Raw genomic sequence first — 16666 nt, 5'->3', positions numbered from 1 at the left:
AATAAAAAGTAAATATTTTATGAAAAATCTGGAAGGAAAAACAGCCGTCGTTACCGGCGGGAATAGCGGGATCGGTTATGCAGCGGCAAAGGAATTGAAGGAGCAAGGTGCCAGCGTGATCATTACAGGACGAAGAAAAGATGCATTGGAATTGGCGGCCGCGGAACTGGGTGTAACTGGCATTGTGGCCGATCAAGGCCAGGTATCGGCGATTGGCGAACTGGCAAATGCTGCTGCCGATCAGTTCGGGAAGGTCGATATTCTATTTATCAATGCGGGGGTTCTGGGTATGGGCAGTGTCGAAAATGCGACCGAAGAAGTGTTCGATAATGTGATTGATATTAATTTCAAAGGGGCTTATTTTACCCTTAGCAAGTTTATTCCATTTCTGAGTGAAGGCGCGTCGGTGGTGTTTCTATCGTCCAACACGGCAAGTATGAACGGTGCCGAGTCGTCTATTTATTCTTCGGGTAAAGCGGCCCTTAATTCAGTCATGCGCATTGCCGCAGTCGAGCTGGCGCCACGCAAGATCAGGGTCAATGCAGTAAGCCCGGGGCCTACCGAGACAGCGATTATGGGTAAGGCAGGTTTTGAAGGTGATCAGCTGGACGCCATTAAATCCTGGGTGATCGATCGGGTACCTCTGAAGAAGATGGGCGATGCCGGAGATGTTGCCAAAATGGTAGCCTATCTTTCAGGGGATGGCGCGAAGTTCATTACCGGTTCAGAATTTGTAATGGATGGAGGTATGAGCTTGTAAACGGAGGGGAATGGATTTGTTTGTTTAAGATGAGGATATTCCCTCAAAAATTTCCCGAGGTGCATTAAAGTTACATCTACGTTTAACCAAGAACCCTGGTATCACTGATGCCGGGGTTCTTGGTTTTATGAGTGAAATCTACGTTCGATAAGTATGCCATTTACCGTTAAATAAGTTGAAAAGTAGTAATAGTTGTATATATACTTTGTCATATAAATTTGTAGAAACTAAAATATTTTCTAAAAAAGTATAATTAATTCTATTCTTGCGGGAATTGAATCGCTGCCAGCAGCGCACATTTCCGGTTTTTCCTCTTCACAATAAACATGCGTAATGATGACAAAAGAAACAGACCGTCACTTTAATGTGATCGTCATTGGTGGTGGCGCCATGGGGCTTTCCACGGCTTATCATTTAAGTAAAAGAAGCAGCAAAACGCTGGTACTGGAGCAATTTCAGTTCAAAAATCAGCTCGGTAGTTCCGCTGGTGTTTCGAGACAATACCGCATTCCATATCCCGAAGAGTATATGGTGCAAATGGCCGTGGACGCCCAACCTTATTGGGACGAATTGCAAAGCCACACGTCCAAAAAATTACTTGACAAAGTCGGTACGCTTTGGTTCGGGGATCCGGCGGTGCATTCAACAGAGGGAAATATCGGAGAGGCGGAAAAAGCGCTCAACGCTGCGAATGTTCCCTATACCACGCTGACTTCAAAGGAAATTGAAGCAAAATATCATTTCAAAAACCTGCCCGATACCTACACCGGTCTCTTTCAGCCGGATGGTGCGAGCATTGATTTCAAGGCAACCATTGAAACCTTGTACGAGGCTGGTCAGCGAAGTCCTTATGTGACTTTGGAGGACGAATCGCCTGTCACGGCGATCAAGCAGAATGGTAAATTGTTTGAGGTTACGACACCAAAAGGAACATATATATCTGAAAAACTGGTGATTACGCCGGGGCCCTATGTAGATAGCGTCATTAATTTGCTGAAATTCAAAATTGAGGCTACTTACTGGAATATGTCTTCGGCCTATTTCAAAAAGACCGATCCGTCCATTCAATATCCCACATGGTTTGTTTTTCAGAATGCCATTGGCCAGAACGGGAATCAGTTTTATGGGTTTCCCGGCGTGGTTTGGGACCATCCCGAGTACATCAGGGTAGCACCGGATTTTGTGATCAATCCTTTATCAAGTCCCGATGAAAGAACATCGGTACCTAACCCGCAGGAGCTGGCATACACTGCCGAATGGGTCAAAAATCACATGACCGGGTTGGAACCTGTGCCCGAATTAACCTCCACCTGTCTGATCGAATTGAGCAAGATCGCAAACAAGGAGTTGCTGATCGACTTTGCGCCACCATATGTGCCAAACAACAAGAATATCGTCGTGTATGCAACCGGATGGGCTGCGAAGTTTACCCCGTTTCTGGGCCAAATATTGACAGAACTCGCTCTCGACGGACATTCTACATTCGATATCACGCCATTCAAATTGGGATATAACTATTTTAAAGCCATTTAGCACAACATCACAAACAATGAACAAGAATACACCACTCAACAACGGCACAGCGCCAGGGATGAAAATCGAAGTAGCCATTATCGGGGCCGGAACATCTGGTTTATACAGTGCATACCGGCTCACGGAAGACAAAACATATACGGCCGACCAGGTCCAGATATTCGACTTGAACGACAGACTGGGCGGCCGGCTGGAATCGGTGATATTGCCGGGGATGAATTTCTGGGGAGAGCTGGGCGGAATGCGTTACCTCACCTCTCAGGAAATTGTGACCACATTGATCGAAGGTTATCCGCTTACGGAAAAGGACCCTGCTAAACGAAAACCTGTCCTCACCGATCAGATGACCCCGGTGGATTTTCCGATGGGTAACCCGGCCGAGCTGCTGTTCTATCTTCGAAAGCAGCATTTCAAACAGGATGCATGGAATATTGCGCAGCGGTACGGCGAAAAGCTGGATACCCGGTATTACCTGAATGACGATGATCTTGGTTTTAGCTCCGATCAGTTGTTCAACAAGATCATTTATGAAGTGTTAATGGCTGATCCCTGGTGCGCAAAAAAATATGCGAAGAAAATAACGAAGGGTCCGTCGGAATATGACTTCGCGTTTATGCTGACGAGCCGGGATTGGGACGATATCAAACCCAAGCTGACGTATAACTTCAAGGGTTCTCCGTACGACGGCCGGAAAGTAAATGACCTTGGTTTCTGGAACCTGATTAAAGACCAGGTATCACAGGAAGGGTATTCTTTTGTAGCCAATGCAGGTGGTTATTATTCCAATACCATCAACTGGAATGCGGCAGAGGCGTTTCCTTACATGGTAGGGGATTTTTCTGCGGATGTTGTTTACAAAACGATCCAGGAAGGCTATGATAGCATTGCCTATGCGCTGGCGAACCAATACATAGCTAAGAAGGGTGCGTGCATATGGTCTGAAAATAAACTTGTTACATTCACGAAGGATCACATCAATCAGAAGACGCACAAATACGAGCTTTCCTTCCTGAATTTGAGAACCAATTTGATCTGGAATGTATGTGCGAATTCGATCATTCTGGCCATGCCGCGCAAGTCACTGGAACTTTTGGATCAGGACAACTTCTTTTTCAATGTCAATGAAAACGCGGAGCTCGACAGAAACATACAGTCTACGATCATGGAGCCTGCTTTCAAGATACTAATGGGCTTCGAGCATCCTTGGTGGAAGCAACTTGGTATAGATTCGGGGCATTCTATTACCGACCTTCCGATGCGACAATGCTACTATTTCGGCACGGATCCGGTGACGGATAACTCGATGTTGCTCGGAAGCTACGGGGATATGGAGACCGAGACTTTCTGGAAAGCATTGTCTGAGGACACGGTTTTATTCAAAGTAAGGGCTGCCAAATCCGCATCGCTTAGCGAATTAAAAGCTTTGAATGAGGTACAGGCCACACAGTTAATGGTTGACGAAATAATGAACCAGCTCAGGGAGTTACATGGTAAAATGGTGGAAATCCCCGAGCCATATGTTACCTATTTCAGAGACTGGACTGACGATCCATTCGGGGCAGGGTACCACGCGTGGAAAGCAGGAGTATCGGTTAAGGACGTGATGCCTTATATGAGGCAGCCCGATCCCAAAGAGCAAATCCATATCTGCGGCGAGGCGTATTCCGATCAGCAGGGCTGGGTGGAAGGCGCCTTTTGCGAAGCGGAAAAAATGTTACAGGAGCATTTCGGTATGAAACGGCCGGTTTGGTTGAACAAAGACTATTATCTGGGCTGGTAAGTTTTGTATGAAGAGGTTGCCTCATTCAAACAGGGCAACCTCTTTGGCTAAATTTCAATTCCAACCTCCATTGAACGATGGCTTTCTTCAATTAAGAGCTCGTTCCAGTTGACAATATCCCGGGTGCCATATTCAGCTATTCTGGATAATGTGTTTTTGAAAATATCCTTAATGTCAGGGATAGACTGTCTTTCGAAATCTTCAAATGCAGACATTGAGAAATTGGAAATATTTCCTATTGAATAGCGCGGGTTGAAGCCATATGAAACGGGCAGTATCGTTCCCGATTCCTCTATGACGATCGTATCAAGCAAGTCTGCCAGCTTTCCGCTTTGTCCGCAGCTTCGTTCAAATCCGCTCACGATCTGCGGATGTGCCAATAAGTAGTCGCGGTGGAGCATGTCCAGCTGTACGACCAGCTGGTCGCTATATTTGCTTACCAGATAATGGCCCAGGATAAACATTTTGTGAGCCAGGTCATCGTCAATCGCCTCACTGGTCAGCGTATCCAATGCACGGCCATACATTTCCAATGGATGTAGTTGAAGTAATTTGGCTCCATTAGAAGCTGCAAATTCACCCAGCCAGATCAATGATGTCCAGCTTTCCGGAGTAAGGGTATGTATGATTCCGAACGGTTTGTCCAGGTCTTTCAGAACTTCCAGTCCCTGGCACATCTTATCAAATGCACCCGCCTGGTTCCTTATTTTGTCATGAAGCGGTTGCGGCCCATCCACACTAATGGCGATAAGATCGACAAAATCCAGTATCCTTTTTGCCCGCTCCGACCGTAGCAGCATGCCATTGGATGCCAGCGTATTCTGGTATCCGATGGATCTTGAAAACTGTAATAATTCTTCAAGATCTTTGTATAGAAACGGCTCTCCGCCTGAGACCGAAATGTTGTTAAAACCATTGTCAAAAGCGTAGGCAAGAAAGCTTTTCAGATTGGCTAAGTCCAGAACGTCATGATAACCAGGAGCGGAACTGGAATAACAATGCAGACAGGTCAGATTGCACTTTTTGGTCGGGTGAATCTGAATGGTGCGAAATCTGTCGGGCGGCTGCCCGACAGATTCGCAAAAGGAATTGATATCCTTTTGCATGGCTCAGTAACTTTCAACAATTCCCTCAAACCGGAATCCCTCAGGGTTAATGATTCCGTACGGAAACACCATAAATCTTCGGAAGGGCGTGTTCGCAGATCCGAATTTTCTCCAAAATTCAGGATCGACAATACCGTTGATCAGAACGCGACTGTACCCAGGCTGTCCTTTGATGTAAACCCGATCGATCACCAGGCCCTGATTTTTGAGGCCAATAATAGAAGAGGAGATTTTTTTCAAGGCCACCTTATCCAATCCGCCTTTTTCGAGCTTGGCCATTAGGGCCGCCTCGAACTTGTCAATTTCTTGCATAAAGTAATTTTTGCTAAAAAAATGAACAAAGCCCCACGATACGTGCGGGGGCACTGCACGGCTAGTTATGTAGCGATGTAAATTTGATTATTTATATATATCAATAAAAGAGTACAATTACTCGTCGTGAAAATCGGGGGTTTCTACCTTAGGTGGGAGGAATTACTTAGTGTGAGAGTTTCATTGGGAGAAGAAATGCGATTTGCTATAATATTTGTGAAATTAATTCACAAATATTATCTTTAAAGCAACCATTAAACACACGCTAAATAGATGAGCAAAACGAGGAAAGAACAATTGGTGGAAGAGCTGAGACAGATAATCGAGGAAGCTGAAAACCTACTGATAAACACTCCTGAAAATGTTACCGCAGGAGAATATCAGCAAACTATTGAAAGGATCAAGTATTTGAGAGAGACTTTAAAAAATGTCTTGAAAATGTAGAACAAGGAAGGAGTCACATTAGTGTAGCTCCGCATAAACTATTATATAAATGGAAACTGTAAAAGAGAAAAATACCGTATTTGTAGAGGTTAATAAAAAGCTGGATGAGGTTGAATCAATGCTGATGGACTTCACTAACAGCAAGCTGGTTATCATGGATAAGGAATATAAGTTGAGAGAATGGATGACACTTTCTGACTATTGTAAAAAGTATAATATCAAGCCATCCAGGCTCTCCAACTGGATTGACCGGGGCGTTGTTCCTGATGGAAGCATTATCGTAGTGCCGGAATTGAATGGTTTGAAATTAATAAAAGACCAACTTTACACAGCCAGATCTTACGAATCCCGCGCTGTCCGAAGTGCAGCGAGGTAATGTTTGCGAGTTTGTTATAAAAAATGCCGCCCCAAAAAATTTGAGACGGCATTTTCATTTCTATCAACAATACTCCAATCAATTCCAACCGCCACCCAATGCACGGTAAATATTGACCGTCGCGTGCATCTGCTGCATCTTGGTCTCGATCAGGTCGAAACGGGATTCCAGTGCTTCACGTTGCGTAAGGAGGACTTCCATATAATCCGCTCTGGCTGAGCTGAACAGCCTGTTAGCGATGTTAATGGACTCGGTCAGCGCTTGCACTTCGCGGGTTTTCGTATCATAGCTTTGCGACAGGTTATTAATGTTGGAAAGCTGATTGACCACTTCAATGTATGCATTCAAAACCGTGCGTTCGTAATTGTAAACGGTCTGGATCTGTTTGGCATTGGCAGTATAGTAGGTAGCCTGGATCGCGTTTTTGTTGATCAGCGGCCCCACCATGTCTCCGATCAGGTTAGCCATCAGCGATTTGGGGATATTCCCAAGGAAAATCGGGTTAAATGACTGCACACCAAGTGCTGCCGAAAGACCCAGTGAAGGATAGAAATTCGCCCTTGCTACCTGAATGTCCAGCTTAGCTGCTGCCAGTTCCTGTTCCGCCTGACGTACATCCGGACGGTTTTGAAGGAGTTGGGAAGGAATCCCCGCCTGCATTACGGTCGGTACCAGCGTCTCAAAATTCCCTGTGCTTCTCAGGACCGGCTGCGGGTAGCGTCCCAGAAGGAAGTTGATCCGGTTTTCGGTTTCCACAATCCGTTGCTGGATCGCATACTGGCGGTTCTGGGTGTTCAGCACCTGCGCTTCAAACCTGCGTACTGCCAGTTCGGTTACCCGGGTTGCCTCTTTCTGCATTTTGACAATTCGGAGCGCGTTTGTTTGAATATCAATGTTTTGCTTCACGATATTCAACTGACTGTCCAGTGCAAGCAGCTCGTAGTAAGAGTTGGCGATTTCAGAAACCAGATTGGTCATCATGAAATTCTTACCTTCGATAGAGCCCAGATACCTGGATACTGCCGCCTTTTTTGCATTCCGCAATTTATGCCAGATATCCACTTCCCATCGTGCAACCAAATTGACGCCGAAATCGGGTAGGGGCTCCGGTGTCTCTTTGCCCGGTTTGATTTCCGTGGTGGCTTCGCTGGAACCTATTTGCGTATAGCGACCAGCTTTTTCAAGCCCGGCACCGCCTCTCAAACCCACAAATGGCAGGTATTCCCCTTTCCGGCCCCTGATTTCGTTGCGGGCAATCTCAATTTCCTGCAACGTAATGTTCAGCTCCTGGTTGTTTTTAAAAGCGGTATCAATCAGGGCATTGAGGTTCGGGTCCGTGAAATAATCTCTCCATTTCACTTTGCCGGTATTGGTGGAATCTGTTCCCTGCACATTGTTGTAGCTCGCGGAGACAGCCAGATTAGGTGTTTTCTGAACCATCGACGGCGCATTGCACCCGGTATAAGCCAAGGCAACAAAGGTTATCCCAACCCAATTTAATATTCTTTTATTCGTGATCATTTTGAGTATCTTTAGTTGGGGAAAAAGCGTCGATTGCGTGGACAAACTCTTCTGACAATGAGCCATCTTCTTCACCTTTGATCATTTTTCTGCCATCGGCCAACGTGCCGAATATCACATACAACCCAGGAATGATGATTACCCCGAAGATCGTTCCGAATAACATACCTCCCATGGCCGAAGCTCCGATGGTACGGTTCCCGATCGCGCCTGCACCCGTTGCAATGATCAATGGTATCAATCCTGCAACAAAAGCGAAGGAAGTCATCAGGATCGGACGGAAACGTACTCTGGCCCCTTCGATGGCTGCATTCAGGATCGTTTCTCCCTGCTGTCGCTTCTGCACCGCAAATTCGACGATCAGTACGGCGTTTTTACCCAGCAAACCAACGAGCATGATCAATCCGATCTGGGCATAAATATTGTTTTCCAGTCCCATCATTTTTAGTAACAGGAACGAACCAAACACCCCAACCGGCAGCGATAACACCACCGCGAATGGTATGATGAAACTTTCGTACTGCGCTGCCAATACAAAATATACAAAGGCAAGTACGATCATGAACACGACAAGAGACTCATTTCCACGGATCGATTCGTCGTAAGAAAGACCTTCAAATGCAATGTCGTACCCTTTTGGCAAGGTCTTGGCGGCAACTTCACGTATCGCCTGGATGGCATCCGCTGTTGTATAACCCTTGGCCGGAAGACCCTGGATGGCTGCTGAGTTGTACAAATTGAAACGGGTGATCTCGTTAGGTCCCTGTCCTTTTTTAAGTGTCATGAACGACGAGTAAGGAACCATTTCTCCGGCATCATTTTTAACAAAAAGCTTTAAAAGATCGGATGGGAGCCTTCTGAAACTTGGATCAGACTGCACATACACTTTGAAAAACTGGTTAAACCTGGTGAAACCTTGCTCGTAAGTACTACCGATCATGATGTTGAGGTTATCCATTGCTTTTCCGATAGACACTCCTTTTTGCATGGCAAGCTGGTTGTCAATCTGCAATTCATACTGCGGATAATTCGCCGCAAAGAAGGTAAACAAGCCGGTAAGCTCGGGGCGCTTGCCCAAATCTCCCATGAACTTCTTATTGATCTTGTCAAACTCGCTGTAATCCGTATCGGTTGTTTTATCCAACAAACGCATGGAGAAGCCGCCTGAGGTACCGAAACCAGGAATTGCTGGCGGCTCAAAGAATTCAACTACGGCGCCAAGTCCCCTTGTTTCGGCTTCCAGTTCTTCCATGATCTCCTTCACGTTCTTATCACGGTCATGCCACGGTTTCAAGTTGATCAAACAGGTACCGGCATTGGAACCGCGGCCTTCTGTCATGATCTCGTAACCCGCCAGCGAAGATACCGACTCGATTCCCTCAACCTCTTCGCAGATCTTCTGAAGACGTCTGGAAACTTCGTTCGTTTTTTCAAGCGTAGAACCCGGAGGTGTTTGGATAATCGCGTAGATCGTACTCTGATCCTCGTTGGGGATAAATCCTGCCGGCAAAATTTTATTTACGTACACGATACCCGCACAGAATGCCAGCAATACGCCCCACGTAACCACTCTGCGGCTCACGATTCGTCTCAAAAGGCTCACATACCCTCCGGTAAGTTTGTCAAACACCCGGTTGAAGCTGTCCAGGGCTTTCGTAAGCATGTTTTTCTTTTTCGGATGTCCATGGTGATTTTGCAGCAACATGGCGCACAATACAGGCGTCAAAGTCAAGGCGATCAAAGCCGAAATGACGATCGAACTTGCCATAGTGATCGAGAACTGACGGTAGAACGTACCGACCGGACCGGACATGAATGAGATCGGAAGGAATACTGACACCATTACCGCTGTGATCGCGATAATCGCTCCACTGATCTCAGAAAGTACTTTCTTTACCGCATTGTAAGGTGATATACCCGGCTCTTCTTCAAACTTCGCATGGACAGCCTCGACGACGACTATGGCATCATCGACCACAATACCGATCGCAAGTACAAGGGCAAAAAGCGTGATCAGGTTGATCGAAAGCCCAAAACCCTGAATCACAAAGAACGCCCCAATGAGAGATACCGGTACCGCAAGGATCGGGATCAATGTAGAACGCCAGTCGCCAAGGAATATGAATACAACCAATGCAACCAGGATAAATGCATCCCGCAAGGTATCAATAACCTGCTCGATAGACGCATCCAAAAATTGGGAAACGTCATAGCTGATCTTGTAATCCACGCCCGGCGGGAAGGATTCTTTCATCACATCCAGCTTCTTTTTAACCTCTTCAATTACGTCACTGGCATTACTACCATAGTTTTGCCGCAACACGATAGCCGCAGACGGGTGACCATCCAAATTGGAATAAATATCAAAGAATTCACTACCCAGCTCCACTTTGGCAATGTCTCTCAGGTGGACACTTTCACCATTTGACTTGGCCCGGACAATGATATTTTCATACTCTTCCGGCTTGTCGTACCGGCCTTTGTAGGTAAGTACATATTCCAGCGACTGTGCTGCAATACCCGAGCTTTGACCGATCCGGCCAGGGCGGCCCACTATACTTTGTTCGCCTACGGCCTTCATTACTTCTTCCGTCGAGATGCTGTAGGCACGCATACGCTCAGGATTTAACCAGAGACGCATCGCATATCTCCTGCTACCCAATATTTGCGCCCGTGCAATACCTTTGGTCCGCTGAATTTCAGGGATCATTTTAACGGTAGCATAATTGAAAAGGAATTTTTCGTCAATGCTCTTTTCTTTCGAATAAAGGTTGACGTACATCAACATACTAGGCTGAACTGGCGAGATGATAACCCCTTCGCGTTGAACAAGTTCAGGCAAAAGCGGCATAACCTGGTCCACCCTCGTTTTGACCCGGATTACCGCCACGTTGGGGTCGGTCCCGGGCTCGAAGATAATCCTCAGCGTCGCCTCCCCCGCACTGGTTGCGTCGGTAGCGATGTACCGCATATCCTGAACCCCGTTGATCGCCTGTTCCAGCGTAATCAGCGTGGATTTAACTAATACATCAGCACTGGCACCAGGGTAAGCTATAAATATATTGACGGTCGTCGGGGCAATGTCCGGGAACTGAGAAATAGGTAATTTCTCAATCGCCAGGATGCCTATAAATACTATCATGATCGATATCACAATAGCAAATACAGGTCTTCGTATGAATTGATTAAACATGTGTTTTGCTTTTTAAGATACCTGATTATTCGGCATATAGACTTAAATGGGAGATGACAGAATCGGGCTGCACGAATTTGGAATGTATTTTTTCGTTTTCATGTACCTGACGCAGCCCTTCCAGAAGGATTTTGTCGGTCGTTGCTAAACCGGATTTAACGACAAAAATGTGCGGAAGCTCTGCTTCGATTTTTATTTCCCTTGACCGGATCATATTGTTTTTGTCCAGGACATAAACATATTTCTTTTCAAGCACTTCGAATGTGGCTTTTTGCGGGATAAGCAGCGCATTTTTAAAAGGGACGGTTACGAGTATGTTACCGGTTTCGCCATGTCTCAAAAGTCTCTTCGGGTTGGGGAATGTAGCTCTGAAAGCGATGTTACCGGTTTCGTTGTTAAAATCCGCCTCAATCGTTTTGACCACGCCGGTGTGCGGGAACAATTGCTGATTAGCCATCCGCAGGCTCACATTCAGCATTCCTGCCGTTGCTTCGTTGGCCTTATAGTCCAGGTACTCAGCTTCCGGTACATTGAAATAAACCCACATCTCGCTGTTGTCGGAAAGGGTCGTCAGCAAATCGCCTTCGTCCACAAGGCTTCCGAGCCTAACCTGAAAATGGTCCATGATACCGTCAAACGGTGCCCTGATTTCGGTGAAACCAAGGTGCGTCGTAGCCAATCCCAGCTCCGCTTTCGCTTTGTCCAATTTGGCTTTGGCGAGGGCAAGCTCGTTTTTGGAAACAACATTGCTGTCCGCCAGCGACTTCGTATTTCTATATTCGATTTCCGCGAAATTGGCTTCTGCCTGTGCTTTTTGCTGCTCAGCCTGGTAAAGCATTGGCATGATCTGGAACATCAGCTGTCCCTTTTTGATAAACTGCCCCTCGTCTACGTAGATTTTTTGCAGGTAACCTTTTTCCAGGGCTCTCAGCTCAATGTGGCTGATCGCTCGGATCTGACTTACATAATCTTTTGTGATCAGTGTGTCTTTCTGTAGAGGACTGGTAACCAGGAAGTCGGTTTCTTCTTCCTTTTCTTCTTTTTTGGATTCACAGCTTGTATGTGTTAGTAACGCGCACAAACTGAGGACCATGAGAATTCTCTTCATGATTATTTTGCTATTTGATAATATATAATTTGCCTGTAATTTTTGTTTAAGTTCAGATCAGACCCGGATCACCCGAAGCGCAATACACCGGTCCGATGACGAATGAAACCAATGTTCGCAAAGCGGTAAGCAACGTGCTACCCCGGAGAAAAAATGTCCGGATGTCGGATTGTAAAATGCAGTGAAGTAATGGCTGATATCCGCGTATGTAGGCAGAAAAATCAGTTTATCAAGCTCCTCTTCATTTTTCTCAGAATAAATTTTAACCATTTCCCTCCTTCCAGTCGATCCGTACCTGACGGCCAGGGACTCGGAAACGGGGTTGGGAGTGAAGACAGAATATGTTGATTTTTTAAGAAGTTTTGTTGAAGAATCAAGTATCGGGCCTTGACTAAAATGAGCATATAGTAGGCCATATCCACTCAGTAACAGAGTAAACAGTGTTAATAGATATGTCTTTAGTGCTTTTGTCATCTGCTAGGGGGGCGTCTGGTGTCAGGTCGATTACCTGACCAGGGAATTCAACGAAATTAGATTTTTCATAGAAGTGGCCCTTTTGTATTTAAATACAAAAACCGCATACTATCCTTAATAAGATGTTAAAAGCGTGTTAAAAAGACATTAAAATTGCCTGGGCAGGTTGCGCAAATGACGGCGACTGTATAAGAATAAGGATGAATAGAAGCGTCGTCTGGTTAAATTTTTGTCTGAAATAGCCCTGTTTAAAGTCTATTTTACACCCCGTCGGCTTCGCATTAAGACACTAATTTTGATGTAAAACAGAAACACCATGAAAATGAAACCCGCCGAGTTTATTGCGTTGTCTGCCTGCACCATGACGCTGACAGCTTTGGGGATTGACATTATGCTTCCTGCATTCGGACAGCTCCGGACGCATCTGGGATTAGGGCCAGAATCGACGGCTACTGCACAGATCATCTCGTTCTTTTTCATGGGGCAGGTGGCGCAGATCATTTTCGGGGCACTTTCTGATCGTTTCGGGCGACTGGTTATCCTGCGGATCGGGTTCCCGCTTTACATCATCGGAGGAATCGCCGCAGCTTTTTCGCCGACGCTGGAACTCATGCTCGCAGCACGTTTTCTGGCGGGAGTAGGTGCCTCAGCCGTTTTTATGACGACCATTGCCGGTGTTCGCGACCGCTTCGTAGGCGATGAAATGGCCCGCATCATGTCATTGATCTTTACGATATTCCTTTTCACTCCGGTACTCGCGCCCTTTTTAGGATTGGCTATTCTGTCTGTTTTCTCCTGGCAGATGGTATTTCTTACGCCTCCACTTTTTGCCGTGATCGTTTTTCTCTGGTCGCTCAGAATGGAAGAATCACTTCCACGCGAGCAACGCGCTTCGCTTGACTGGAAAAGTATCGGCCTGTCGGTCCGGAGAGTCGTGAGTAACCGGATTTTTCTTCGCTATACCGGCATTACCACCGTCCTTTTTACAGCATTAAGCTCCTACGTGGCCAGTTCCGAGCACATTGTTGGGGAGATCTACGGCCGGCCGGAGTTGTTTGCCTGGATTTTTGCTGGTATGGGTCTGTTAATGTCCATGTGTTCGTTGCTGAACTCCCAGCTTTCTTCCAGGTTTGGGGCGCAGCGGACGATGAAGTGGTTACTCGCTCTGTACACGATTGTCGGAGGGATTTTGCTGGTGCTTACTTTCACATTCGGTGATCCGCCGGGAATGCGGCTGTTCTTTATTTCAGTAGCGTTGCTGATGGCCATTAACCTGGCCGTGGAGCCCAACAGCAGTGCCCTTGCATTGGAACCAATGGGCAATATGGCAGGTATGGCCTCGGCTATTTATGGAACGTCTTTCTTTTTTATCGGGGCGTCCATGGGGTCAGTCATCAGTCATTTTATGGTCAATGGTGTTTTTCCACTGGTTGTAAGCTTTTTCATTATCGGGTTGGTTGCTATCGTGTTGGTATTCAGTGATATTCGTCCATTGAGCAAACAGGCTAGTTGATGCCATACCCCACGGTCACATAGTACATTCCACCGACCGATGGGCCGCCCAGGAATGAGTTGTAATAATGGTTCAGCAGGTTGCTCGCGCCGATTTTAATGATGCTTTTGACCGCTGGCAAATGGTAAGTCGCCTGCGCGTCGAGGCTGCCGTAGGAAGGTACCTGGCCCGTTACCAAAAATGTCTGCGAGTAGTAGCCCGACTGCCATTTGTAAGCTATCGTCGCGTCCGTGTTTTTGATGAGGTTTTTCTTCGACAGGGAGATATTATAAATCCATTTCGGGGTATTAAATCCGTCTTCCAGCCCGTCCTGTTTCTCCGCGTTTTTTAGTTTTGCAAAAGTGGTATTGACCGAAATGATCAGGTCTTTTTTGTATTGATAATTCAAACCAGCACTGAACCCGTAATTGTAAATAATGGACTGTGAGTTGGTATACATCCGGTACGGCGACTGTTTTGCTTTATCATACAAATCAACCGGAATCGTTGCTGCATCTTTTGAATTGGGCACATTCATATTGGCCTGAGCGATAAAATTGCTGAACCGGCTCACATACATATCCGCATTTGCATAAAGGGTTTTGTTGAAAAAAAGGCCTTTATAACCAGCCTCCCATGTACGGGCGTGCTCGGGTTTCATGTAGGTGTACGGGCTCTTTTTGAGCAATCCTTTGTTCTTTTCAATGGCCGCAACCTGAGACAAACCATTCTGATTAATGTCGGCAAGTACCGCGTTCTGGAATGCGGTAATGGAGGTAGCCAGCCATGCATTTTCGAAAATCCCGCTGGACATAACCGGCAGTCCGCCCACGCGTTTTACACCGCCGCTATTGACATTGCTGTAAGCCTCAAAAATGCTCGGGAAACGGTAGCCGCTTTGGAACGAAACCCTGAAATTATGGTCGTAAACAGGACTGTAAACCGCGCTCAGTCTGGGGTTGAATGTGGTAGAGAAATAGTCGTTTTTATCGGCCCGTAAAATGGCCCCCAGCTTTAATTTGCTTTGCATCAATCCTTTGCTGATTGAAATGAAGCCGCCTGTTTTGCCGTAGCTGATGTTTTTGCCTTCTTTACCGGCTACCGGATTTACAAAATAATTACCATCCGGAACAATGATATACGTTCTATGGTCGGCCCCGATGAGCAGGTCAATGTCGTATTTGGTTTTGAGAGAATGCAAATAAGTTTCTGTCAGGTTTGCCTGCACTTCGGCGTGTACCAGGCTTGCTTTTACCCGTAACGCCGCGCCGACGTCCCAGTTGTTGATGTCCTGGAGTTTTTGAAGCTGTTGGTTAAATGAATCTGTACCAGGTACATATCGTCCTGCGTCTGCCGCTGCCCTTGCCTGTTTTAATGCAGCGGCCACGGTCGCGCCGCCTGCCGCGGATTGGTTGAATCCCGTCGTGAAATCAGCATACCAGGCATTGTCAGGCTTGTAGCTGCGGTCCATATTCTCGCCCATGGATCGCAGATTGTACGACCTTCCTGTGTTTTCAGAATTGATGTACAGCTTCGCCTGAATGGACCTGGACTGATACTGAATGGCTTGTTGCTGAAGCAGATAATTTTGCAGCCGAAAACGGTTGGCCCGCTGGTACACATTGTCAAGCTGGCTGAAATGATACGTGTAGGTCAGCATGGCGTCCGGCGCGATTTTGTAATAAATACCGGCGTCGGCCTTGATATTTTGCAGGTTATAATCCACCACATCCATTTCCTGATATCCCGTGCGGCTTACCACATACTTTTTTCCGCCAAGCGTAATCGTTTTTCTGTCAGAACTTTCATTGCCATAGCTGTTTACAGGATCCTGGGCAGGATTATCTGCGCCAAACAGTTGCGTGCTGCTGTTAGCATTTGCATTGAGCTCCGTTTGGTCAGAAGCGATCCAGTCGTATCCTTTTGTCAATGCCCCATTGATTTTAAATGCCCATTTTGGCGAGATGACTTTCGCGAAACGCAATGTTGTTTCTGAAAACGGTTTGGCTTTGCTATGGCGGTCGTTGATGTGGTTAACTGCGGTTTTCTGCTGTATGGAAAGGCCCTCGGACGTGAAAGGATTTTTAGTAAAGAAGTTGGCCAGACCATTCACCGTGTTCATCCCATACAAAGCAGAGGCAGTACCCGGCAAAATTTCAACATTATCAATGTCCAGGTCAGTGGGGCCAAGCGAATTCCCGATAGCGCCTCCGATATGCGGCGACTGCACGTCCATACCATCCACGAGCTGTGCAAAACGTACATTGGTCGTGTTTGAAAATCCCCTGGCATTCAAAACTTTAAAGCTCAGTGAAGGAGTGATCATGTGTATTCCCTGCGCATTTTCTAACCCATCAAAAAAGGAAAGGGCGGGGGATAATGCAATGGTGCTGCGGTTTACTTTTTGGACGCTTACCGGCGATACGAGGATACTTTCACTAACCCTGGACGCAGTGATGACCACCTCCTGCAGTGCATTACTTTTGAGTGTATCGGTACCGGTTTGAGCGTTTGCCCAGAGAGCGGAAATGCAGAAAATACAAGTAAAAGTTGCCTTCATTCGCGTC

The 16666-nt window shown here is 46.5% G+C and carries 12 protein-coding genes; 6 read left to right on the top strand and 6 right to left on the bottom strand.

Annotated elements, in window-relative coordinates; translation table 11 throughout:
* The first annotated feature begins 19 nt into the window (after positions 1–19).
* The 3 genes from ON006_RS15785 (at position 20) to ON006_RS15775 (ending at position 4073) form a co-directional block, all read left to right on the top strand.
* A complete protein-coding gene (locus tag ON006_RS15785) occupies positions 20–760 on the top strand; it encodes an SDR family oxidoreductase (protein ID WP_244822960.1) in 741 nt (246 codons plus the stop codon).
* Between the two features lie 333 nt (positions 761–1093).
* The gene (locus ON006_RS15780) at positions 1094–2293 is read left to right on the top strand and encodes an FAD-dependent oxidoreductase (RefSeq protein ID WP_244822961.1); all 1200 of its coding nucleotides are present in this window, start codon (positions 1094–1096) and stop codon (positions 2291–2293) included.
* Positions 2294–2309: 16 nt separating this feature from the next.
* Entirely contained in the window at positions 2310–4073 is a 1764-nt protein-coding gene (locus ON006_RS15775) for a flavin monoamine oxidase family protein (protein WP_244822962.1), read from the top strand.
* A 47-nt stretch (positions 4074–4120) separates the two neighbouring features.
* Here the strand turns inward: ON006_RS15775 and ON006_RS15770 are convergent, their stop codons facing one another.
* Together ON006_RS15770 and ON006_RS15765 are read right to left on the bottom strand one after the other, a co-directional pair.
* Positions 4121–5179, bottom strand: a complete 1059-nt coding sequence (locus ON006_RS15770; RefSeq protein WP_244822963.1) for a radical SAM protein — start codon at positions 5177–5179, stop codon at positions 4121–4123.
* A 3-nt stretch (positions 5180–5182) separates the two neighbouring features.
* Positions 5183–5491, bottom strand: a complete 309-nt coding sequence (locus tag ON006_RS15765; protein WP_244822964.1) for a hypothetical protein — start codon at positions 5489–5491, stop codon at positions 5183–5185.
* Between the two features lie 273 nt (positions 5492–5764).
* On the opposite strand from ON006_RS15765, the gene ON006_RS15760 reads away from it, so the two are divergent.
* Together ON006_RS15760 and ON006_RS15755 are read left to right on the top strand one after the other, a co-directional pair.
* Complete coding sequence (locus ON006_RS15760) at positions 5765–5935, top strand: hypothetical protein (protein ID WP_244822965.1); 171 nt, start codon at positions 5765–5767, stop codon at positions 5933–5935.
* 49 nt (positions 5936–5984) lie between these two features.
* The gene (locus ON006_RS15755) at positions 5985–6311 is read left to right on the top strand and encodes a hypothetical protein (protein ID WP_244822966.1); all 327 of its coding nucleotides are present in this window, start codon (positions 5985–5987) and stop codon (positions 6309–6311) included.
* Positions 6312–6389: 78 nt separating this feature from the next.
* Here ON006_RS15755 and ON006_RS15750 read toward each other — a convergent pair whose 3' ends face one another.
* From ON006_RS15750 to ON006_RS15740, 3 genes are read right to left on the bottom strand one after another with little or no spacing between them, the layout of a single operon-like run.
* Entirely contained in the window at positions 6390–7829 is a 1440-nt protein-coding gene (locus tag ON006_RS15750) for a TolC family protein (protein ID WP_244823206.1), read from the bottom strand.
* Entirely contained in the window at positions 7819–11025 is a 3207-nt protein-coding gene (locus ON006_RS15745) for an efflux RND transporter permease subunit (protein WP_244822967.1), read from the bottom strand. Before ON006_RS15745 ends, ON006_RS15750 begins: the two co-directional genes overlap by 11 nt.
* Positions 11026–11050: 25 nt before the next feature.
* A complete protein-coding gene (locus ON006_RS15740; RefSeq protein WP_244822968.1) occupies positions 11051–12133 on the bottom strand; it encodes an efflux RND transporter periplasmic adaptor subunit in 1083 nt (360 codons plus the stop codon).
* A gap of 790 nt (positions 12134–12923) precedes the next feature.
* Between ON006_RS15740 and ON006_RS15735 the strand changes: the two genes are divergently transcribed.
* On the top strand, positions 12924–14120 hold the full coding sequence (locus ON006_RS15735; protein ID WP_244822969.1) for an MFS transporter: 1197 nt from the start codon (positions 12924–12926) through the stop codon (positions 14118–14120).
* Here the strand turns inward: ON006_RS15735 and ON006_RS15730 are convergent.
* The gene (locus tag ON006_RS15730) at positions 14113–16659 is read right to left on the bottom strand and encodes a TonB-dependent receptor plug domain-containing protein (protein ID WP_244822970.1); all 2547 of its coding nucleotides are present in this window, start codon (positions 16657–16659) and stop codon (positions 14113–14115) included. The genes ON006_RS15735 and ON006_RS15730 overlap by 8 nt on opposite strands.
* Between the last annotated feature and the right edge of the window lie 7 nt (positions 16660–16666).

Source organism: Dyadobacter pollutisoli (assembly GCF_026625565.1).
Classification (GTDB): domain Bacteria; phylum Bacteroidota; class Bacteroidia; order Cytophagales; family Spirosomataceae; genus Dyadobacter; species Dyadobacter pollutisoli.
This window is presented reverse-complemented; position numbering and strand designations above follow the sequence as displayed.